Source organism: Pseudomonas sp. SDO5532_S415 (assembly GCF_054071155.1).
The window spans coordinates 26724-47554 of sequence record NZ_JBSVWS010000025.1 but is presented as its reverse complement, the minus strand read 5'-3'; the positions used below and the strand labels follow the sequence as shown (position 1 = coordinate 47554).

At 61.5% G+C, this 20831-nt stretch carries 22 protein-coding genes; 11 read left to right on the top strand and 11 right to left on the bottom strand.

Annotated elements, in window-relative coordinates; genetic code table 11:
- Positions 1 to 60: 60 nt before the first annotated feature.
- Positions 61 to 810, bottom strand: coding sequence for a creatininase family protein (locus tag ACW9HW_RS09515; protein ID WP_457399618.1), 750 nt, complete (start codon positions 808 to 810; stop codon positions 61 to 63).
- 69 nt (positions 811 to 879) lie between these two features.
- A complete protein-coding gene (locus ACW9HW_RS09510) occupies positions 880 to 2193 on the bottom strand; it encodes an MFS transporter (RefSeq protein WP_457399616.1) in 1314 nt (437 codons plus the stop codon).
- A gap of 136 nt (positions 2194 to 2329) precedes the next feature.
- Here ACW9HW_RS09510 and ACW9HW_RS09505 point away from each other — a divergent pair, with 136 nt between their 5' ends.
- Positions 2330 to 3277 (top strand): LysR family transcriptional regulator, encoded by a 948-nt coding sequence (locus tag ACW9HW_RS09505; RefSeq protein ID WP_095196094.1) that lies wholly within the window; start codon positions 2330 to 2332, stop codon positions 3275 to 3277.
- A gap of 200 nt (positions 3278 to 3477) precedes the next feature.
- Here ACW9HW_RS09505 and ACW9HW_RS09500 read toward each other — a convergent pair whose 3' ends face one another.
- From ACW9HW_RS09500 to ACW9HW_RS09475, 6 genes are all read right to left on the bottom strand, one after another.
- Positions 3478 to 4800, bottom strand: coding sequence for a purine-cytosine permease family protein (locus ACW9HW_RS09500; protein ID WP_457399614.1), 1323 nt, complete (start codon positions 4798 to 4800; stop codon positions 3478 to 3480).
- A gap of 111 nt (positions 4801 to 4911) precedes the next feature.
- On the bottom strand, positions 4912 to 5886 hold the full coding sequence (locus ACW9HW_RS09495; protein WP_457399611.1) for a 5-oxoprolinase subunit C family protein: 975 nt from the start codon (positions 5884 to 5886) through the stop codon (positions 4912 to 4914).
- On the bottom strand, positions 5883 to 6755 hold the full coding sequence (locus tag ACW9HW_RS09490) for a 5-oxoprolinase subunit B family protein (RefSeq protein WP_095196091.1): 873 nt from the start codon (positions 6753 to 6755) through the stop codon (positions 5883 to 5885). Before ACW9HW_RS09490 ends, ACW9HW_RS09495 begins: the two co-directional genes overlap by 4 nt.
- Complete coding sequence (locus tag ACW9HW_RS09485) at positions 6752 to 8125, bottom strand: acetyl-CoA carboxylase biotin carboxylase subunit (protein ID WP_457399609.1); 1374 nt, start codon at positions 8123 to 8125, stop codon at positions 6752 to 6754. Before ACW9HW_RS09485 ends, ACW9HW_RS09490 begins: the two co-directional genes overlap by 4 nt.
- A 15-nt stretch (positions 8126 to 8140) precedes the next feature.
- Positions 8141 to 8386: an acetyl-CoA carboxylase gene (locus tag ACW9HW_RS09480; RefSeq protein ID WP_095196089.1), complete on the bottom strand. Its 246-nt coding sequence runs from the start codon at positions 8384 to 8386 to the stop codon at positions 8141 to 8143.
- Positions 8387 to 8479: 93 nt separating this feature from the next.
- On the bottom strand, positions 8480 to 9238 hold the full coding sequence (locus tag ACW9HW_RS09475; RefSeq protein WP_457399607.1) for a 5-oxoprolinase subunit PxpA: 759 nt from the start codon (positions 9236 to 9238) through the stop codon (positions 8480 to 8482).
- Positions 9239 to 9396: 158 nt separating this feature from the next.
- Here ACW9HW_RS09475 and ACW9HW_RS09470 point away from each other — a divergent pair, with 158 nt between their 5' ends.
- The 6 genes from ACW9HW_RS09470 to phnE all read left to right on the top strand — a co-directional run bounded on the left by ACW9HW_RS09470 (position 9397) and on the right by phnE (position 14516).
- Positions 9397 to 10314, top strand: coding sequence for a LysR family transcriptional regulator (locus ACW9HW_RS09470; RefSeq protein WP_095196087.1), 918 nt, complete (start codon positions 9397 to 9399; stop codon positions 10312 to 10314).
- A gap of 170 nt (positions 10315 to 10484) precedes the next feature.
- Complete coding sequence (locus ACW9HW_RS09465; protein WP_095196086.1) at positions 10485 to 10979, top strand: PaaI family thioesterase; 495 nt, start codon at positions 10485 to 10487, stop codon at positions 10977 to 10979.
- A gap of 306 nt (positions 10980 to 11285) precedes the next feature.
- On the top strand, positions 11286 to 12137 hold the full coding sequence (locus ACW9HW_RS09460) for a putative selenate ABC transporter substrate-binding protein (RefSeq protein WP_095196085.1): 852 nt from the start codon (positions 11286 to 11288) through the stop codon (positions 12135 to 12137).
- The gene (locus ACW9HW_RS09455; RefSeq protein WP_457399604.1) at positions 12134 to 12931 is read left to right on the top strand and encodes a phosphonate ABC transporter ATP-binding protein; all 798 of its coding nucleotides are present in this window, start codon (positions 12134 to 12136) and stop codon (positions 12929 to 12931) included. Before ACW9HW_RS09460 ends, ACW9HW_RS09455 begins: the two co-directional genes overlap by 4 nt.
- Complete coding sequence (locus ACW9HW_RS09450) at positions 12925 to 13752, top strand: PhnE/PtxC family ABC transporter permease (protein WP_457399603.1); 828 nt, start codon at positions 12925 to 12927, stop codon at positions 13750 to 13752. Before ACW9HW_RS09455 ends, ACW9HW_RS09450 begins: the two co-directional genes overlap by 7 nt.
- Entirely contained in the window at positions 13749 to 14516 is a 768-nt protein-coding gene (gene phnE / locus ACW9HW_RS09445) for a phosphonate ABC transporter, permease protein PhnE (RefSeq protein WP_457399601.1), read from the top strand. Before ACW9HW_RS09450 ends, phnE begins: the two co-directional genes overlap by 4 nt.
- Before the next feature lie 2 nt (positions 14517 to 14518).
- Here phnE and ACW9HW_RS09440 read toward each other — a convergent pair whose 3' ends face one another.
- Both ACW9HW_RS09440 and ACW9HW_RS09435 read right to left on the bottom strand, forming a co-directional pair.
- Positions 14519 to 15211, bottom strand: coding sequence for an RES family NAD+ phosphorylase (locus tag ACW9HW_RS09440; RefSeq protein WP_095196081.1), 693 nt, complete (start codon positions 15209 to 15211; stop codon positions 14519 to 14521).
- The gene (locus tag ACW9HW_RS09435) at positions 15205 to 15612 is read right to left on the bottom strand and encodes an antitoxin Xre-like helix-turn-helix domain-containing protein (protein ID WP_095196210.1); all 408 of its coding nucleotides are present in this window, start codon (positions 15610 to 15612) and stop codon (positions 15205 to 15207) included. Before ACW9HW_RS09435 ends, ACW9HW_RS09440 begins: the two co-directional genes overlap by 7 nt.
- Before the next feature lie 154 nt (positions 15613 to 15766).
- On the opposite strand from ACW9HW_RS09435, the gene ACW9HW_RS09430 reads away from it, so the two are divergent.
- A complete protein-coding gene (locus ACW9HW_RS09430; RefSeq protein WP_457399599.1) occupies positions 15767 to 17023 on the top strand; it encodes an epoxide hydrolase family protein in 1257 nt (418 codons plus the stop codon).
- A gap of 160 nt (positions 17024 to 17183) precedes the next feature.
- On the opposite strand, the gene ACW9HW_RS09425 is transcribed toward ACW9HW_RS09430, so the two are convergent.
- A complete protein-coding gene (locus ACW9HW_RS09425; protein ID WP_095196080.1) occupies positions 17184 to 18311 on the bottom strand; it encodes a GGDEF domain-containing protein in 1128 nt (375 codons plus the stop codon).
- Positions 18312 to 18612: 301 nt separating this feature from the next.
- Between ACW9HW_RS09425 and ACW9HW_RS09420 the strand changes: the two genes are divergently transcribed.
- The 3 genes from ACW9HW_RS09420 to ACW9HW_RS09410 all read left to right on the top strand — a co-directional run bounded on the left by ACW9HW_RS09420 (position 18613) and on the right by ACW9HW_RS09410 (position 20765).
- The gene (locus tag ACW9HW_RS09420) at positions 18613 to 19338 is read left to right on the top strand and encodes a DUF3313 domain-containing protein (RefSeq protein WP_095196079.1); all 726 of its coding nucleotides are present in this window, start codon (positions 18613 to 18615) and stop codon (positions 19336 to 19338) included.
- Between the two features lie 120 nt (positions 19339 to 19458).
- Positions 19459 to 20286 (top strand): winged helix-turn-helix domain-containing protein, encoded by an 828-nt coding sequence (locus ACW9HW_RS09415; protein WP_457399596.1) that lies wholly within the window; start codon positions 19459 to 19461, stop codon positions 20284 to 20286.
- A complete protein-coding gene (locus ACW9HW_RS09410) occupies positions 20283 to 20765 on the top strand; it encodes a hypothetical protein (protein WP_095196077.1) in 483 nt (160 codons plus the stop codon). The genes ACW9HW_RS09415 and ACW9HW_RS09410 overlap by 4 nt, the downstream gene beginning before the upstream one ends.
- Positions 20766 to 20831: the final 66 nt, after the last annotated feature.

Below are 20831 nucleotides of genomic sequence, written 5' to 3'. Positions count from 1 at the left end.
AGCGAGCTCGCTCCTACAGAGGCTTTGCGTACGACACGGATGGACTGTAGGAGCGTGCCGTTAACCCGGGATCGATTCCCGGCTGAATGCCCCCACTTCCTTCACCAGCCCCTCGGCGGCCAACATCACCAATGCCCGGCCTTTTTCCGCTGTCGCCTGCGCCGGGTCCGAGCCCATGCGCCCGTCCGGATGGCGTGCGCGGAAATCCCGGGCTTCGCGGATGGGACCCCAGTTAGCGATCTGCGGCGAATAGCCCGCCGACTTGATCGAGTCAGGATAGGCCCACTGGGTGACGGCGATTTCCGAAGGCGTTGCATGCACACCGTGCCCCGTCGGGAACTGTTCCTTGGCAAGTTCATTGACCCCTTCCAGGTCCCACCAGTTGCACAGCTTCAGCGCGAACCCCGCTGGGCGTCGGGCGAAACTCGCTTCTGCGTAGAGCTCCGAGAATGCCGCTTCAATCGATGCAACGTTGCCACCGTGGCCATTGAGAAACAGGATCTTTTCAAAGCCGTGCGCGGCCAGCGATCGCACCCAGTCGCCAATGGCGGCGATGAACGTTGAAGGGCGCAGTGAAATGGTGCCCGGGAACCCGAGATGGTGTTGCGCCATGCCGATGTTGAAGGTCGGCGCGATCAGGATGTCGGCCCTGCTCTGAGCTTCGTGGGCAATGATTTGTGGACACATCCAGTCAGTGCCCAACAGGCCGGTCGGGCCGTGTTGTTCATTCGAACCGATGGGAATCACGATGGTGCGGCTGCGTTCAAGAAACTGGCCGATCTCGGCCCAGGTCGACAGGTGTAGAAGCATGGAAGTGCTCTCCTTTGGATGGTTCCTTGCGGAACGCGACGATTCAATTTCAGGGTTCAAAGTGACTGATCAGCCTGCACTGTATTGAGGCGCGACGTGTTCAGTCGAGAGTGATCTGTTGAGCGTGATGATAAGCACCGCGCACAGGGAGGCGCAGCCGACGACTACGATGCCGAGGTTCATGTTTCCGGTAGCGGTTTTTGCCCAACCAATGACCGCCGGCCCCCAGAAGCCACCGCACAGGCCGATGGTGTTGATGAAGGCAATGCCTCCCGCCGCCGCCTCACCCTTGATGTGTTCCGAGGGCATGGCCCAGAACACGGTATACGCCATGAAAATCGTAGCGGTCGCCCCGGTCAGCAGCGCCAGCGACACCAGAACATGTCCCTCGGCAAAAGGGAACATCAGCAGGCACAAGGCGGCGATGCCCGCCGGTACCGCGCAGTGGTAGCGGCGCTCACCGAGCCGGTCGGAGCGGCGTCCAATCAGGTACATGCCAATGGCGGCGCCTACGTAGGGAATGGCGGCATACCAACCCAGCTGCAGGGTGTCATTGACTCCTTGGGCCTTGAGAATGGCTGGCAGCCAGAAGCTCATGGCGTAGATCGAGAAGATGATGCAGAAGTAGGCCGACGCCAGGATGTAGGTTTTCGGGTCGCGCAACACGGCCCGGAACGAATGGACCTGGCTCGTCGATGTCCCCAGTTCAGCCTCCAGCAGATGCTTTTCCTCGACACTCAGCCAACGGGCCTCCGAGGGTCGATTGGCAAGCACGAAGTACGTAAGGATGCCGAGGAACACGCAAGGCAGGCCTTCAAGCAGAAACATCCACTGCCAGCCGGTCATGCCGCCCACACCGGCCAACGTGGTGATCAGCCACGCGGACAGCGGGCCACCGATAATGCCGCCTACGGGGCCGGCGATAAAGACGATGGCAATGGCGCGGGCCATCCGTGTCGGGCCGTACCAGCACGACAGGTAATAGATCATGCCCGGGGCAAAACCGGCTTCGAACACACCCAGCAGAAACCGCATCACGTAGAACGTCGGCACGTCGCGTACAAAGAGCATGCACGCCGAGGTGATGCCCCATAACACCAGGATGCGGCTGAAGGTCTTGCGTGCGCCAACCCGTGGCAGCATCAGGTTGCTCGGCAGCTCAAACAACACATACCCCAGGAAGAAGATGCCCGCGCCCGCGCCATAAGCCGCGTCGGAAAGCCCCAGATCACTTTGCATCTGCAGTTTGGCAAAGCCGACATTGATCCGATCCAGATACGCAAAGACATAGCAGATGAACAGCAGCGGCAGCAGCCGCCAATTGAGCTTGCGGTACAGGGCCGCAAGGGCCTTGCTTCTTGCCGAGGTGTCGAGGGTTGACATGCACGTCTCCGATTCTTGTTGTTGATCTGCGGTCGTGCCAGGGATGTTGAACCCACAGCCAAAGCCCAGCAAGAGCAACTAAGTTCGCGTATCGTTGCCCTACGAGCAACACTGAAACAACGGAGAGACGTCAGCCATGCGCGAAATAAACCAACAACGCCTGAGGTATTTCCACGAAGTGCTGGTCCACGGCTCGATTCGTGGCGCGGCAGACAGTATCAACACGTCGCCATCGGTGATTACGCGCCAGATCAAGCTGCTGGAAGAGGAACTGGGGGCGACACTGTTCGAACGCCAGGCGCGGGGTGTGCAACCGACCGAAGCGGCCGCGCACTTGCTGGAGTTCTGGCGCGGTTATCGATCCCATCAGGAGAAGCTCGAAGACCAGTTGCAAGCGATCAAGGGCCTGCAGCAAGGCCATGTGCGGGTGGTCATCAGCGAGGGTTATGTCGATGCGTTGGTTGACAACGTACTCGCGCCCTTCTGCAAGCAATACCCGAAACTCAACGTCACGCTGGACACGCTGCCGGTCGTCGACGTACTCCACGAAGTCGCCGAAAACCGCGCGCACATCGGCCTTGCCTACAACCCGCCCCTGCATGCGCACATCGATTTTCGCGCAACCTCATCGCAGCCGGTGATGCTGCTGGTTCGCCCCGATCACCCGCTGGCCTTGCGAGGGGGGCCGGCGACGGTCGCGGACATTCTCGACTGCCCGTTGGTGTTGACGCCCACCACCTTCGGCATCGGCCAGGCGATTGAAATGCTTGAGTACGCGGAAAAGATTGAGATCCGCCCGGTGCTGGTCAGCAACTCCCTGGCAGCACTCAAGCGTCTGGTGGCCGCCGGGGACTTCGCCTCGTTGCTCGGAGAATTCGCCGCCTACAGAGAAATCGCCCAGGGCAGCCTGGCCGCCATTGCGGTGGAACATCCGCTGTTTCAGGGGGTTGAGGCGAAACTGCTGGTGAAGTCCGGTCGACCGCTGGCGGCCCCGGCTCAGGAGTTGCTCAACTGGATGCTCAAGCGCCTGCCGATGTTTTCGCCTGACGGGTGCCCGGGCCCGGAAGGAAAAGTGACGACCTGAAGCGGAGGCTCCGGGGCCGAGCAACCGATGCAAGCGTTCACTGAAAATCACATTGTGGGAGCGAGCCTGCTCGCGAAGGCGGTGTGTCATTCAACCTGGATGTTGAATGGTACGTCCTCTTCGCGAGCAGGCTCGCTCCCACAGTGGGTCCGGTACATCTGTCAGGCCGCCTTCGCGAGCAAGCTTCGCTCCTACAGGTTTTAGTCCGCCAACCGGACCTGCAACCGGCTGCGATGGGACAAACCGGCCTGCAAGGCAAAGGCGACGATCACCGTTGCGGGCGCGGAAAAGCTACTCGCTGCGCCTGCGGAAAACATCAATGCCAGCCCCAACGCCGTCGCACCAAACCACGCGGTCAGGCCCACTGGATTGAACGCGGCCACACGCTCCAGCGCCGCTGCGTCATAGCGCCCGTAAACGATCTGCGCCAAGGCCACGCCGACCCAGGCCACCACGAAAATACCCTGATAGGCCAACGCCTTGAGCAAGTACGCAAACACATCCGCCAGCATCAGGCCGTAGACGATCACACCGACCGCCAGCGCCCACATCAGGTACGAACCCCGCAGGCCGAAACGAGCGAAGAACGCCTGCATGTTCAAGGTCGCCAGGTAGTAATTGGCGGTGTTGATCCGGGTTTGCGTGGCCCAGACAAACAACAATCCCCACAGCCCCATCAACTGCAGGATCGCCATCACCACCGACACTTCGTTGAGCGCGCCTTCGTGGGGAATGCTGCTGACCAGGTAGATGCCCGCCGCGCCGTTGAGCAAAAACGTCACCGCGTAGAACGGCATGCCGAAGTTCCAGCGGCCGTGATATTCGGCGTCCTCGGCCCTGCCGAAACGGGCGTAGTCGAAAGTGAACAGCATCAGGATCCACACGCCCATGTAGGCGACGAAGCAGTCCCACCAGCCGAAGGCGCTAGGGGTAGCCGGGCCGAAATCCAGCCATTGCGGCTGGTAGCCGTAACGGCTGATCGACAGCCCCACCGCCACCAGCAAGCCACCCAGGTACACCGGCAGCAACACGCCGTTGAGCTTGTCCAGCCAGTGCTGCACGCTGCCCAGGATCATCGGCACGCTGTACAGCACCACCAGCAATGCGGCCAGCGGATAGACCAGTTCCGGGTACAGGTGATTGAGCGCCACGGCGATCACCGAGCCTTCGAACACGGCGTAGTAGATCGCCGTCGAGAAGAAGATCAAGGTCGCCAGGCAGGCGCCGGTGCTGCCGAACAACAGCCGTGAAAACAACGCCACCGACAAGCCGCTGCGGATCGCAAAGCGACTGAGTACGGTGTTGACCAGTCCGTAGCTGATCACCGACAGCACCATCCCGATCAGCGCATTGCGCGCGCCATAGGACAACGCCAGGGACGCGCCGACCACGATGTAGAACATCGCGCTGCACACCGCCCACCAGGCCATGGTCAGCGACAGTCGGCCCATGCGCGCGCCGGTTGGAACGGGATGATTGGCCGGGTCTTGCCCGGTTTGACTCGATTGCGATAAAGCAGCCATGTGCGTGAACTCCAGAACCAGTCAAAGGTTGAAGCGCGGGCAGCCGTCACCGCACCGAAGTGCGGCGTTGGCTCACCGTTTGGCATGACCCGCGCAGTGCGGCGGGCAGAATCAGGAAGGGAACAGCTTGCTCAGGCAGCTGAGTTTTTTCTTGTAGGAACGTCGCGCTTGCAGCGCCTCTTCGAGGGTCACCGCCACGAAACGGGCTTTCTGGTTGGGTTGCATCTGGCCGATCAGGTCGAGATCGGCGCTGATCACCGTGCCGATCATCGCGTAGCCGCCACCGGATACCGCATCGCGGTGCAACACGATGGGCTCGAGCCCGGCGGGCACCTGGATCGAGCCGATCGGGTAGCAGCTGTCGACGATGTTCGACGGATCGGAACCGGCACCGAACGGCTGCTCACGGGGCTGAAAGCTCAGCGGGCTGCCGCCCTTGAAGCGATAACCAATGCGGTCTGCTTCAGAACCGACGGTCCAGGCCTCGGCGAAAAAGCTGTCCGCCGCCGCTGGGGTCAAGCGGTCGTAGTACAGCCCCGGCACCACGCGCAGGGTGATTTCGCCCCCCAGGGATTGGCGCAACGCCATGGGCAGGCTGGCCCCGGCGCGGCCCTTGCCACTGGCGATGCCCACCGGCAATTCGTCCCCGGCAATCAGCCGACGCCCCTGAAAACCACCGAGTGCGCCCAGGGCATAGGTGGAACGACTGCCGAGCACCACCGGCACATCGATGCCGCCGGCCACCGCCAAATAAGCCCGCGCGCCCGCCTTGGGGAAGTCAAAACGCAGCACTTGCCCGGCCTTCACCTCGAAAGCGGTGTCCAGGTGCATGTCCACGCCATCGACCTTTGGCGTCATGTGCGCACCGCACACCGCCACCAGCGCGTCTTGCCGGAACTCCAGTTCCGGCCCCAGCAAGGTGCATTCCAGCGCCGCCGAATTGGCCGGGTTGCCCACCAGTTGGTTGGCCGCGCTCAGGGCGTACTGATCCAGTGCGCCGGAAGGCGGAATGCCCAGGTGGTAATACCCTTCGCGGCCCAGGTCCTGTACCGAGGTGGCGAGACCGGGTTTGAGTACCTTGATCATGCCAGCACCTCCTGCAGCGACTTGGGATAGCCGATCGGGTCGGCGAGAAACGCATCCAGCGAGAATTCCACCGGACGAATCCGCAGATCGAAGCGCCCGGCTTCGACCTCGGCCACGGCCTGGTCATAGGCCTCCCGGTCCATCGGCTTGAACTGCACGATGTCCCCCGGACGGAAGAACACCATGTGCTCTTTCAGGTACGCCAGGTTTTGCTGCGGGTCGTAGATCGGCGCCGGCGTGACGCCGAACATCTGATAACCACCGGCACCGCGCACCGAGTAGATGCATCCGAAGCAACCGCCGTGACCGAGGGTCAATTTAGGCGTGTCAGTGCGCGGTCGCAGGTACTTGGGCACCTGCAACTGACGCTCGCGCTCGACCATCTGGAACATAAACGGCAGGCCGGCAACGAAGCCCACCATCGAGACAAACCACGGCGCGCCACTGTGGGCGGCGATGAACGCCTCGACGTCGGCCAGGCCGTTGATCCGTGCGGCGTATTCCAGGTCCGTGGCGCTCGGATCCTGATGGCGGTCGCGAAAACGCATCAGGGTTTCATGGGTCCAGGGATCGTTGTACAGCACCGGAATTTCGATGATCCGGGTCTGCAAGGTGCGCTCGGCAACCGCCTCGGCTTCTGCGCCTTTCACCGCTTCGAGCAGGTCGGAAGGTGCGATGCGGTCCGGGTCGAAACGGATCTGGAACGAGGCATTGGCCAGGCACACATCGAGTACGCCATCCAGTGCCAGTCGCTCCACCGCACGGGTCACGGCCATGCCCTTGAAGAACGCTTCAAGGGACATGCTGTCGCTGACTTCGGCAAACAGATGCTCATCGGCGCCAAAGCTGTAGCGGATTGGATTGCTCATGCTTCACCTCCGCTGCGGCGCGCAGCCAGCCAGGTTTCCAGGGTGCCGGTGTGGAAGTCGGCGCTGTGCAGCCAGGGTTGCTCCAGCAGTTCAGCGTGCAACGACAGGGTGCTCGCCATGCCGGTGAGCGTGGTCTGCTCCACTGCAAGGCGCGCACGGGCCAAGGCTTCGTCGCGATCCCGACCGTGAACAATCAGCTTGGCCAGCAACGAGTCATAGTAAGGCGGCACGCGGTAGCCTTGATACAGATGAGTATCGACCCGCACGCCCTCGCCTTGCGGCCAGACCAGCGATTCAACCAGACCGGGACTGGGGAAGAAATCCCGCGCCGGGTCTTCGGCATTCAGGCGCATCTGCAACGCGGCGCCATTGAGCTGGATATCGCTTTGTTGCAAGCGCAACGGCTCGCCACCGGCAATGCGTAGCATGGCCTGCACCAGGTCGATGCCGGTGATCAACTCGCTGACCGGGTGCTCCACCTGAATCCGCGTGTTCATCTCGATAAAGAAAAACTCGCCGGTGGCGTCGTCGTACAGATACTCCAGGGTGCCGGCGCCCTTGTAGCCCAGCGCTTCGGTCAAGCGTACGGCACTGGCGCACAGCGTTTCGCGCTGCTGCGGATTGAGAACCGGCGACGGCGCTTCTTCAAAGATTTTCTGCCGACGACGTTGCAGCGAGCACTCGCGCTCAAACAAATGCACCGCGTGCTTACCGTCGCCCAACACCTGCACTTCGATGTGCCGGGCCTTGCCGATGAACCGCTCCAGGTACACCGCGCCATTGCCGAATGCTGCCTGGGCTTCGCGCTGGGAACGGGGGAACTCTTCGCTCAGTTGTTGTGCGTTTTGCGCCAGACGAATGCCACGCCCACCGCCACCGGCCGAAGCCTTGATCAGCAGCGGAAAGCCAACGGACTCGGCCGCCTTGAGTGCCGACTCGACGTCGAACAGCTCACCGGGGGAACCGGGCACCACTGGCACACCGGCCGCTTGCGCAGTGCGCCGGGCTTCGGCCTTGTCGCCCATGCGCCGGATCGTCTCGGGGCTCGGCCCGACGAAAATAGCACCGGCGGCGAGGACCGCTTCGGCAAAATCCGCGTTCTCCGACAGAAAGCCGTAACCGGGGTGGATCGCATTGGCACCCGTGGCTTTCAAGGCGCCGAGCAATGCCTCGACGTTCAGATAGCTTTTATCGGCGCGGGCCGGGCCGAGGATGTGAACCTCGTCGGCCATGCGCGCGGCCTGGGAGTCGACGTCCGCCTCACTGCATGCCGCAACGGTGGGGATTCCCAGTGCTTTGGCGGCACGGATGATCCGCACGGCAATTTCGCCACGGTTGGCGATCAGTAATTTACGAATAGCTTGGGTCATGATCGTGCCCTACCCTCAATGGCCGTCGAGTGTTGCGATGACCTGACCCGGCTCCACCGGATCACCGTCTTCCACCACAAACGCACTCAGGCGACCGGCCGTCCCGGCGGTCAGTTCGGAAAACTGCTTCATGACTTCGATCAGGCCGATGACGGTGTCGGCGCTGACTTCTGCGCCCTCCTCGACGTAGTTCGCCGATTCCGGTGTGGCTTTGCGATAGAAGGTCCCGGGCAACGGGGTAATGATGGTGTGTTCGGCCATGTCTGTTCCTCTTGGAATAGTTGTAGAAAGGCAGGCAAAAAAGATGAATCGTGTATAAACCCTGGCGTCTCTGTACCGGGTGTTTCGTTCTGATCAGCGCGGTGCGCGAACCTTGATTCCCGCATCATCGAGCGCTTTACGCGTGGCTTCGACCAACGCCAGGGCACCCGGTGTATCGCTGTGCAAACAGATGGAATCGAATTCGATCGCCAGGTCTTCGCCTTCGACGGTGCGCACCACGCCTTCCTGACAGGCACGCAGCACCCGCGCCGCGACCTGGGCCGGATCGTAGGCACGCACATTGCGGGTAAAGACGATGGAACCGCTGAGGTCGTATTCGCGGTCGGCGTAGAACTCACGGATCACCGGTTGGCCAAGCTGCTTGGCGACGCGCCAGATCACGGAGTTGGGCATGCAATACAACAGCAGTTCAGGTTCCAGGCGCTGCAGGTTTTCCACCAGCAAACGCGCGGCTTCCTCGTCCCGGGCCAGGTGCATGTACAGCGCGCCATGGGGCTTGATGTGTTGCAGGGCCACGCCTTGAACCCGGGCGAGTTCACGCAGCGCCCCCAACTGATACAGCATGTCGTCCACCAGCTCCTGGGCCGGTGCATTGATGTGCCGGCGGCCGAAGCCGACCAGGTCGCGAAACCCCGGATGCGCGCCGATGGCCACGCCCAGGCGCTTGGCCTGCTCGACGGTGCGGCGCATGGTGCCGGGATCGCCGGCATGGAAACCGGTGGCGATGTTGGCGGTGCTGATGAAGCCCATCAGCTCATTGTCGACGCCATCGCCGATGGTCCATGGGCCGAAACCTTCACCCATGTCCGAGTTGAAATCTACTGCCTGCATGACGCTTGCTCCTGACGCTTGTGACTTCATGCAGACCACGTTAAATTCCAGCCAACCCCTTGGGAAGATCTATTATCAGATAGGTCATCTTCTGAAAAACAGATAGCTCTAAAAACAGAAAGCCCTGAAAAACAAAAAGCCCGTCCACCGGAGTGTTCATGTCACTGACCCTGCGCCAGGTCCGCTATTTCGTCGCCACCGCCGAGATCGGGCAAATCTCGCAAGCCGCGATCCATCTGAACATTTCCCAATCGGCGGTGACCACGGCGATCAAGGAACTGGAAGGCATGCTCGGCACCCTGCTGTTCCAGCGGTCGGCCCAGGGCATGAGCCTGACCGATGCCGGGCGGCACTTTCTCAATCGGGCCTACGTGATCTTGCGCAGCGTCGACGATGCCCTGAACAGCCCGCTGCCCGACGTGCGCGCCAGCGGGCTGCTGCGCCTCGCCGCCAGCTACACGGTGATCGGTTACTTCCTGCCGCACCATCTGCAGCGACTGGAGCACTGGCACCCGGACGTGGCCATTGAAGTCCACGAACAGGAACGGCAAGCCATCGAACAAGGCCTGCTCGAAGGTCGGTTCGACATGGCGGTGGTGCTCACCGCGAACCTCACGCACCCGGACATCGTCTCCGAAACCCTGTTCAACTCCGAACGCCGGCTGTGGCTGCCCAGCCACCATCCGCTATGCGAACGCTCGGCCGTCAGCCTGGCCGATGTGGCCAAGGAACCCTACATCCTGCTCACCGTCGATGAAGCCGAACAAAGCGCCATGCGCTACTGGGAACATGCTCATCAGCAGCCCAACGTCAGGGTCCGCACCAGCTCCGTGGAGGCGGTGCGCAGCATGGTCGCCAACGGCAGCGGCGTGGCGATCCTCTCGGACCTGGTGCACCGCCCCTGGTCGCTGGAAGGCAAACGCATCGAAACCGTGACCATCACCGACAAGGTCACCCCCATGAGCGTCGGCCTGGCCTGGCATCGCGAGCGCGAATTCAGCCCGGCGATGCAGGCGTTCCGCAATTACTTCCACGATGCGTTTCTGGCACCGCAGCAGCATTCGGCACGGCGGTGAAGGCGAGTGGAAAAAGACTGTGGGAGCGAGCCTGCTCGCGAAAGCGGAGTGTCAGTTGACATAAACCTCGCCTGATACACCGCCTTCGCGAGCAGGCTCGCTCCCACAGGAGTTAAAGTGTTCAATACACCGACCCGATTGGTTTCCCATTTTTTAAGGATGATCAAGGCATGTCCACCCTCGACACCTCCCTGCAAGACTCCGCCGCGCCGGATGGCGTTTGCTACGGTTGCGGCGGCCGCAATCCCCACGGGCTGCACATCAAGAGCTACTGGCATGAAGACGGCGAGCACGTCGTGGCCGAGCATGTGCCGGATGCCATGTACTGCGGCTGGCCGGACCTGGTGTACGGCGGCTTGATCGCGATGCTGGTCGACTGCCATTCCAACTGGACGGCGATGGCTTATCACTACCGCGCGGAACAACGCGAAGTCGCCAGCCTGCCCCGCATCAACTGCGTCACCGGCAACCTGGGCATCAAGTTCATCAAACCGACACCGATGGGCGTGCCGCTGATCCTGAAGGCAAAAGTGGAAGGCGATGTCGGGCGCAAGACCCGTGTCATCTGCGAGGTCTACGCCGGGGACGTGCTCACGGCGGTGGGTGACTCGGTGTTTGTCCGGGTTGATACCGAACAACTGGCGGATGCGGCACATGGTCGGTAATCCAACCGTGGGAGCTAGCCGGCTCCGGGCTGCGCTCCGACGAAGGGGTTGTGTCATGCAGCATAAATGTTGACTGACACACCGCTTTCGCGAGCAGGCTCGCTCCCACAGGGGATTGGGGTATATCCGTAATAGTCAGGTCGGTTGTCGGGCCGCCTCGCTTTGGTTGTTGCGGTGTACGCCCCCTCTCAATTTGAGGCCCCCAACCACCCGCCCCATTTCGGCTAACCTCTCAATGCGCCTTCGCCTCAATAACCCTGTACCCTGCGCACCGAAAACCCAGCGTAAATGAAACGGAGATCTTCCATGCTCAAGCGTACCCTGGCATTGGCCATCGGCTTGACCCTGTCGGTTTGCAGCGTGCTCGCGCAGGCCGCGGACACCCTGAAAGTCAGCGCCATTCCCGATGAGGCACCGACCGAACTGCTGCGCAAATTCAAGCCGCTGGGCGCCTACCTGGAGCAACAGTTGGGTATGAAGGTCGAGTTCGTGCCGGTGAGCGACTACCCGGCCGTGGTCGAGGCGCTGGCCACCGACCGCCTCGACCTGGCCTGGCTCGGCGGTTTCACCTTCGTACAGGCACGGCTGAAAACCGGCAATGCCATTCCATTGGTGCAACGCGAACAGGACGCGAAGTTCACCAGCAAATTCATCACCGCCGACCCGAACGTCAAGTCCCTGGCCGATCTCAAGGGCAAGTCCTTCGCCTTCGGCTCGGTGTCGTCCACGTCGGGCAGTCTGATGCCGCGTTACTTCATGCTCAAGGACGGCATCAAGCCGGAAACCTATTTCAGTCGCGTGGGCTATTCCGGCGCCCATGACGCGACAGTGGCCTGGGTGCAGGCCGGCAAGGTCGACGCCGGGGTCCTGAACGCCAGTGTGTGGGAAAAACTGGTCGCCGCCGGCAAGGTCGATACCGACAAGGTCAAGGTGTTTGCCACCACCCCGGCCTACTTCGACTACAACTGGACCGTGCGCGGCACCCTCGACCCGGCGCTCGCCGGCAAGATCAAGGCCGCGTTCCTGGCACTCGATCCGGCGAAGCCTGCGGACAAGGAGATCCTGGATCTGCAAGCCGCCAGCCGCTTCATCGAAACCAACCCCGAGAACTACAAGGGCATCGAGGAAGCCGCACGCGCCGCCGACTTGCTCAAATGACCATGCAATTGACCGGGGTCACCCTGACCCACGCCAACGGCGTCCAGGCGCTGCGTGGCGTGGACCTGCACATCGGTGCGGGCGAACAAGTAGCTATCATCGGCCCGTCTGGCGCAGGCAAGTCGAGCCTGCTCAATCTGCTGGCCACCGCTTTGCGCCCGGGCAGCGGTGAGTTGCAAGTGCTGGGCGAACACGCCTGGCAGCTGTCGGCCCGCCAGCGCCAGCGCCTGCGCGCCCGTATCGGCCTGGTGCATCAATCACCGCCCCTGCCCCCGCGCCAGCGCGTCGTCACGGCGGTACTCGCCGGCAAACTGGGGCAGTGGGGTCTGGGCAGGAGCCTGCTGAACCTGCTGCACCCGGTGGACATTCCCGGCGCACGGGCGGCACTGGCCCGGCTGGACCTCGGTGACAAGCTGTTTGCACAATGCCAGCAACTGTCCGGAGGCCAGCTCCAGCGTGTCGGCGTGGCCCGGGTGCTGTATCAGGCGCCCGAGGTGTTGCTGGCTGATGAGCCGGTGTCGGCCATGGACCCGGTGCTGGCCGGGCACACGCTGTCAGTGCTCTGTCGCCATGCCCGGGAGCACCACGTCACCCTGGTCGCCAGCCTGCATGCGGTGGAGCTGGCCCTGGCGCACTTTCCACGGATCATCGGCCTGCGTGACGGACAGATCCTGTTCGACCTGCCGGCCAGCGCCGTCGACCACGAGCTGCTCGACAAGCTCTACGCCAACGAGCAACTGCAATCGCCACCGGCGCCCCCGCCGCCCTTGAGCGTGCAGATTCCCCGATGCTGACCCGCGACTCCCGAGACCCCGCCACCCGCCCCCGCCTGCTGCTCAGCTTGCTGGCGATTGCCTTGTTGTGGCCCGGCATCCGCTTCAGCGAACTGGATCTGGGGGTACTGCTGGCGACCGACAGCCAGAGCGAAATGGGCCGCTTCGTCTCGACCTTCTGGCCTCCCGCCTATGGCGAAGAATTCCTCCAGCTCTTGTGGCAAGCCACCTTGCAAACCCTGGCCATCGCCACGGCCGGCATGACCCTGGCGTTGCTGCTGGCAGTGCCCGCCAGCCTGCTGGCCAGCCGTGCCCTGTCGCTGTCGGCGGCCTCCCGCGCCGGCCGCCCTAGTTACCTCGGCCGCCTGCTGCGCTGGCCGGTGCGCGGCTTGCTGATCTTCCTGCGCAGCGTGCCGGAAATCGTCTGGGCCTTGCTGTTCGTGCGCGCCGTCGGCCTGGGCCCGACCGCCGGGGTCCTGGCCATCGCCATTACCTACAGCGGCATGCTGGGCAAGGTTTACGCGGAGATTTTCGAGTCGGTGGACCAGCGTCCGGCCCACGCGTTGCTGCAAGCGGGCAGCGGTCGGCTCGCCTCGTTTTGCTACGGCATCCTGCCCAATGTCGCGGCGGAGCTGCTGTCGTACACGGTGTACCGCTGGGAATGCGCCATCCGCGCCTCGGTGGTGATGGGCTTCGTCGGAGCCGGCGGCCTGGGCCAGCAAATGGACCTGTCGCTGCGCATGTTCGCCGGCGGTGAAGTGGCCAGTCTGTTGCTGACCTTCCTGTTGCTGGTGCTGCTGGCCGATCAACTCAGCCGCCTGTTGCGCTGGAGGCTGGAATGAATCGCCTGATCAATCTGACCTTGCTGCTGTGCATCGGCGTCGCAGTGGTTGCCTCCTTCAGCTATCTGGGTATCGACCTCGGTGCGCTGGGTGGCAGTGACAACATCAAGCAGATGGGCACCTATGCGCAGCGCTTTCTCAGCCCCGACCTGAGCCCGGCCCACCTGCAGGCCATCGGTCATGGCGCGCTGGAAACCCTCGCCATGTCCGCCCTCGGCACGTTGCTCGCGGCGGTGTTCGGGCTGATCCTGGCGCTGCCGGCGGCGGGTCGGTTCGGCTGGCCGTTCAAGAGCGTATCGCGCCTGGTACTCAACGCCCTGCGGGCGATTCCGGAACTGGTCTGGGCCGCGCTGATGGTGTTGGCCGCCGGCCTGGGTCCGAACTCCGGCACCCTGGCGCTGGCCCTGCACACCACCGGTGTACTTGGCCGCTTGTTTGCCGAAGCGCTGGAGAACACCCCGCCGCAACCCGCCGAAGCGATCCGTCTGCAAGGCAGCAATGCCGTGTGGGCATTCTGTTACGGCACCCTGCCCAACCTGTTGCCCCAGCTGCTGGCCTATATCCTTTACCGCTGGGAAAACAATATCCGCATGGCCAGCGTGCTCGGCTTCGTCGGTGCCGGCGGCCTGGGGCAGATGTTGTATGTCAGCCTCAGCCTGTTCCAGGAAGCCCAGGCCAGCACCGTGATTCTGGCCATGCTGTTGCTGGTGCTCGCCGTCGACTCGCTGAGCAGCTGGAGTCGCCAGCGCTGGGTCAAGGCCTGACCTCAGGCTTCGCTGATCTGGTTGACGCTGGTGATCTGCCGGTTCCAGATCATCTCGTAATGGGCGCTCTGGACAATCGACAGAACCGCCCGTGGCGTCATCAATGCCCAGCAATGGCTGCCTGGCCTGCGAACGGAGTGATAACGCAGCCCCGGACACCCGGCCTTCCGAATGGCTTTGCCGAAGTGATGGGAGTCGGTGTAATCGTCCGGGTCATAGATCGGATCGGTCATCGAAATGGCCGTCGCATCTTTCATCGCCTTGTCCACGAAAGCACAGGACAGCCCCCGAAAAACAAAGCGCTCATAGTTGAGGTTGCGCACGTTGGACCAGTACCGCGTTTGATGATGCTGCACCTCGGCCAGCGCCGTTTCCATGCTGTCGGCCAGGTACAACACGCCAAAGCTGCCATCGCTGAACCGCGACCCCGCCGGGTTGACGTGGGTAAAGGGCGCGGTGGCATACGAGCAGCCGGGAATACCGAACGGAATCTCACTGCGGGCGACCAGCTCAAGTTGCCCGACCTCGTTTTTCAACCGCGGATTGGTCAGCGCCTGAATCTCATACAACACGTCGAATTCGTCGGCATCGGCCACGTCATCAAACATCGCAATCGGCGGAAACTTCGAATTAACCAGCCGATAGGCTTGCAACGACTCACCGGCAAACACCGGCAGCCGGTTCAGCCTCACCATTGTGCGCCCCGCAGCGCGTCGATCCGCCGAAACGTCTCGTACAGCGAAATCATGTCCCCTTGGGCCATGATCTCCAGCGGGGTCCGTCCGTTGAAAAACTCGTTGTCGTTGGCCATCGACGCAAACCCGTAGACGTTTTCCGGGTTATCGAAGATCAGGCGCAAGGTGGCGTGGATGTTCAGCACAAAACTGATGCGTTGCATCTGGTCCGCGTCCAGGGCCACGGCCCAGTCGGGATCGCGCTGCCTGGCGCGGGTGTAGGTACTGCGGGAAATGCGCAGGATGCGGCAGGCCTGCTCGCTGGAGGCCGCCCATTTTTCGAGGATGCCGACAGCGGCGCGCAGCCCGGTCACACACTGGTTCTTGGTAAACCCCTGCTGCGCCTGAAGGGCAACTGGCATGTAGAACATCTCCTTGCTAATCCATAGACTCAAACATAGGTATTTTGAATCTGTAGATCAACCACACTTCGACCAGTGGTACAGGCCATATTTCGCCCCCATGCCATGCTGACTACCAAGGATCGCTTCGCGCCCCTCGGCTGAGGTAATGAAGATGAAACACGAATTCGCGGCTGCCCTCGCCCTTTGCGTTTGCGCCCTCTTCAACGTGGCTTCAGCCGATGACAGCGTCCGCCCTTTCAAGGTCGCCATTGAAGAAAAGGTCCTGGTCGACCTGCGCCAGCGCATCGCGGCCACCCGCTGGCCGGACAAGGAAACCGTCGGCGACGCATCCCAGGGTGCGCCACTGGCACAGTTGCAACCCCTGATGCGCTATTGGGGCACCCAGTACGACTGGCGCAAGGCCGAAGCGCAACTCAACGCCCTGCCGCAATTCGTCACGACCATCGATGGCGTCGACATCCATTTCATCTGGGTGCGCTCGCCGACGCCCAACGCGCTGCCGATGATCATGACCCACGGCTGGCCGGGCTCGGTGTTCGAATTCATCCAGGTCATCGATCCACTCTCCAACCCGCTCGCCCACGGCGGCAAGGCGAGTGATGCCTTCGACCTGGTGATTCCCTCCATTCCCGGCTACGGCTTTTCCGGCAAGCCCGGCGGCACCGGCTGGGACCCGGATCGCATTGCGCAGGTCTGGGCGCAGCTGATGCAGCGCCTCGGTTACCCGCAGTACGTCGCTCAAGGCGGCGACTGGGGCGGGCCCATCACCGGTGCCATGGCGCGCCAGGCGCCAGCGGAGTTGCGGGGCATTCATTTGAATTTGCCGGCGACGATACCGCCTGAAGCGGGTGCCGCGCTGGCGGTGGCGGGTCCGGCACCGACGAGTTTTGATCCGCAGGAACGCGCGACCTACGAGGCCGTGGCCACCCTGATCAAACAGGGCAACCTGGCGTACAGCGCCATGATGGCGGCCCGACCGCAGACAATCGGCTACGGCGTGACGGACTCCCCGGTCGCCCTCGCCGCGTTTCTGCTGGTGCATCCGGGTTTCTCGCAATGGACCTATGGCACTGACGCGCAACAGTCGCCATCCCGGGATCAGGTGCTGGACGACATCAGCCTCTACTGGCTGACCAACAGCGGCGCTTCGTCCGCCCGGCTGTACTGGGAAAACAAAGGCCGCAGCCCACTGTCCTCCAGCGCCCAGAAGACCAGCGAAATCTCATTGCCGGTGGCGATCACGGTGTTCCCGGGTGATGTCTACTGCCCACCGGAAAGCTGGGCCCGACGCGCCTACAAAAACCTGATCTACTTTCGCCAGGCAGAAAAGGGAGGCCATTTCGCCGCCTGGGAACAGCCACAGCTGTTCACCGAGGAACTGCGCACGGCGTTTCGGTCGTTGCGTTGAAAGCCGGCAAAAATCCAAATGTGGGAAATCCTCCCCTGTGGGAGCGAGCCTGCTCGCGAAGAGGTCCTCACATCCAACATCTATGCTGACTGACCCGACGCTTTCGCGAGCAGGCTCGCTCCCACAGGTCGATGTACAGCCCTCGCAAGCAAGCTCGCTCCTACTCGGACACCACCACCTGGTTGCGCCCCCGAGCCTTGGCCCGATACAGCGCCTTGTCGGCGTTGCTCATCAAACTGTGCAGGTCCTTGTCACTGGAATCCATGGACGCCACCCCCACGCTGGCCGTGATGCAGTGCACCGGCCCGGTCATCAGCCCGGCAATGGAATGCACCAGTTCCTCGGCGATGTTCTGCGCAGCTTCAAGGGACGTGTCCGGCAGCAACACGGCAAACTCCTCCCCGCCCAACCGGCCATACACATCGGTTTCGCGAAATGACCGGCAGATGACCACGCCCATCTGCCGCAGCACCTGGTCGCCGACCTGATGCCCATAGGTGTCGTTGATGTGCTTGAAATGGTCCATGTCCAGCATCACCGCACACAGCGGCAACTGGTAGTTCTGGCAATGGTTATAGAGCCGCTGGGCATGCTCGAAAAACGCCCGGCGATTTTTCAGGCCCGTCAGTTCATCGGTCTGTGCGGCGCGGGTGGAAATGCTGTGCGCCAGCTCCATTTCACGGGTTAACCGGAAAGCCGTTTCCAGGGCATCGGAGAGCTTGCGCGTCGCGCTGCACACAAAGGAGGCGAACACCAGAACGGCCAGGCCCATGCCGACCTGAAGGGTCGTCGACTGCAACAACAGCCAAAACGTACAGGGCAACAACACCAGCGCGATGGAGACCACCGTCATGTAGCGATAGGCCGAGTAACAGGACACCGCACTGACCGACATGCCGACGGTAAACAACATGACCAGCGCCTGGGCCAACAGGTCGTCGGCCGGCATCACGGCCAGCGCGCCACCGCCCCAGATACTGGCGGACAGCACCAGGGTGACCAGATAAATGCGCTCCCAGCGTTGCGGCGTGCGCGCCGCTTCCGGGCTATGGAAATACACCACGAACATCGTGATGCGCACCAGCGTCGAGGCCGTCAGCAGGGCCACCCACCAGGCGACGACGACATGATCAAAACGCTCCCAGCACAGCCAGCAGAGCATGACCATTGCCAGGAAACTACCGAAAACGGCTGAAACCGACTGCCGAAACAGCTGTTGCAATCGGTCTGTACGCACCTGCTGGGCGATGAAGCGTTCCTGCTCTTGCCGAAATCCAAGGCCATCCATTGAGTTCGCCTGATAATGCTGCGGTGACGTTAACCATTGTGGCACATCGTTCGGGGGCCACTGCAAATCTGCGTAGGAGGCGCGCATTTCTCCTGCCGCCCCCAAATACCGAGCCCCTGTGGGAGCGGGCTTGCCCGCGAAGAGGCCGGTACACCCAACATTGATGCCGGTCGACACACCGCTTTCGCGAGCAGGCTCGCTCCCACAGGAGTGCGTTTGGTGAGTGGTTATATCCGCTTACATAAACCGCAGGCAATGAACGACTACCTGCCCGTGGCTTGCAGTTATCGGATAGCGAAGCGTGACGCCACTGAGCATCATCGCCGCGTCAAATTCAAACGGTAACTTGCTGATGCGCGCCAACCTCCTGATTTCTCTAGTGTTTCTTACTGCCTTGACGGGCTGCACAACAATGCCCGCTCCCGAGACACGACACACCGGATTCCTCGAAGACTACAGCCACCTTTCGAAGGATCCGAAATGGCCCGATAGCGAATACTGGGTCAAACCGACACTGGATATAAAAAAGGACTACCAAAAGCGCATCTACCTTGAACCGCCGCGCTTTTACTACGTGGGCAAAGACATTGAACTGGTCACGGAACAGCCCACCGATACCGCCACGATGTTGAAATATCTGCACCAGGCGATCCTCCTTGAGCTACTGACCAGCGGCTACGATGTCATCGCCCGCCCCGAACCCAATACCCTACGATTGCGCACGGCGGTCACCGGCACCGAGCGCACCCCACGGGATCTGTCCATTCCGGAATACCTGCCAGTGGGATTCATTGTCGGAGGCGTCATGCAACTGACCGGCACACGGGATGAGAGCTTGCGGATCTTTTTTGAAAGCGAACTCAGGGACGGCAAGACCGGAGAGTTGCTAGCGCAATCCGTCAGTGCCACGACGGGAAATGAAATTTCGCCTTCCGATAAAACCAAAATCGAAGACACCTTCCCGGCCCTCGATGCCTGGGCCAGGCAATTGCGCGAACGCGCGGACCAGGCATTTGCCGCCAACTGAGACCTTGGCGCTACTTCAAGACAATGGACTGTCTTGAGTCGCCGATTGAACAAGACCCGATCCTTGGCCCATCCAAATCGTTCCTATACTCTGCGCGAGCCCCTTTAACAGAGGATGTCCATGAACTACGCCTTCAAGTTGAAAAATGGTGCGACGGCTGTGTTCGATCCGCAGAACGCAACGTTGTCCATTACGACACCCCATGGCGATGTTCAGAACTCCCCGCTGGCGCGAGCCGAGGCGCGATTGCTGGAATTGCTCCTGATGGAGCCCGGTGTCACCAAAACCCGTGACGAGATCATTGAATACACCTGGAATGATCGCATCGTCGCCTCCGGCAGCCTGAACCAAGCGGTTTTCTCCCTTAGAAACATACTCAATGACAGTCGGGACCATGAAATCCTGATGACCATTCCTCGACGAGGCTATTGCTTCAATCGCAACTATGTCATCAGTGAAACAGCCGACTCGCATTTGCCCCTGGATCAACCAGAGACGCCAGTTGTACCCTCCCCCGAAGAACATGATCCAACGCATCGGGCTGAGCATCCCTTAGCCGGGACAAAACCGGACACGTTGAGCAACGCTACAAAAATCTTGCTGGCGGGTTATGCCCTGACCTTCTTGGTGTGCGCGTTCACCCTCTCCCGCTTCGACTTTCCCTTCGACACGCCGACCATCGAGGTCTCCAGCACCCGGCAGAACCAGATAACCCTGCATGCACTGGGCGACAGTGTGGCTGGCGCCCAATCGCTCAGGGACAGTTCCGCCCGGCAAGCTCAAACATTGCCACCACACCTCAGCGGTGAAGTCTGGATCAATCGCGTCAAATCCAGTTATTCCATCTCCTGCATTCGCGCCGACCTGAGCACGGCCAACCTGCAGTCAGACAGTGAACAAAAAGAACTCGCACCGTTGATTCGGCAATGCCTGGAAGCGGCCCTATGACGTTGCCGAAGCCATCAATCATCCAGTGGGTAGCACTTGGAGCCATCAACCTGCTCTGTCTGGTTGCACTGGCCTGGTCGCCGTCGCCCTATAAAGAAAATGCCAGTTACCACACCACAACCCGACTGTGGCTCGCCGACCATAGCCAGCTCAACACAGAGGAATACCTCACCCTCGGGCACGGCCGATTTACCCACTCGGTACTGGAAAGCATGAATGGAAAAATTCGCAACGCCACACTTTCCGCAGAAGTGACCCGGGCGAGCAAAGACCGCATCCAGGTGAAAATCACTAACGTCAAGCTCAGCCAGGATGACGAGTTATTCGCTATCGACAAGAGTCCGGATCTTTTCTTCAAGCGCCAGTATGTTTTCCAGGAAGGCGCCATTCTTAACTATCAGTTTCTACCCTCCCCGAATGACAAGTCGGTGTGCTTTTACATTCATGAGCTCACTCGCTTGCGCTGCTTGAATCATTAAACACAAACAAAAAATAATAATCATTGATTTGAATTAAAACGGACGCTCTTCAAAAATCCTCGCACC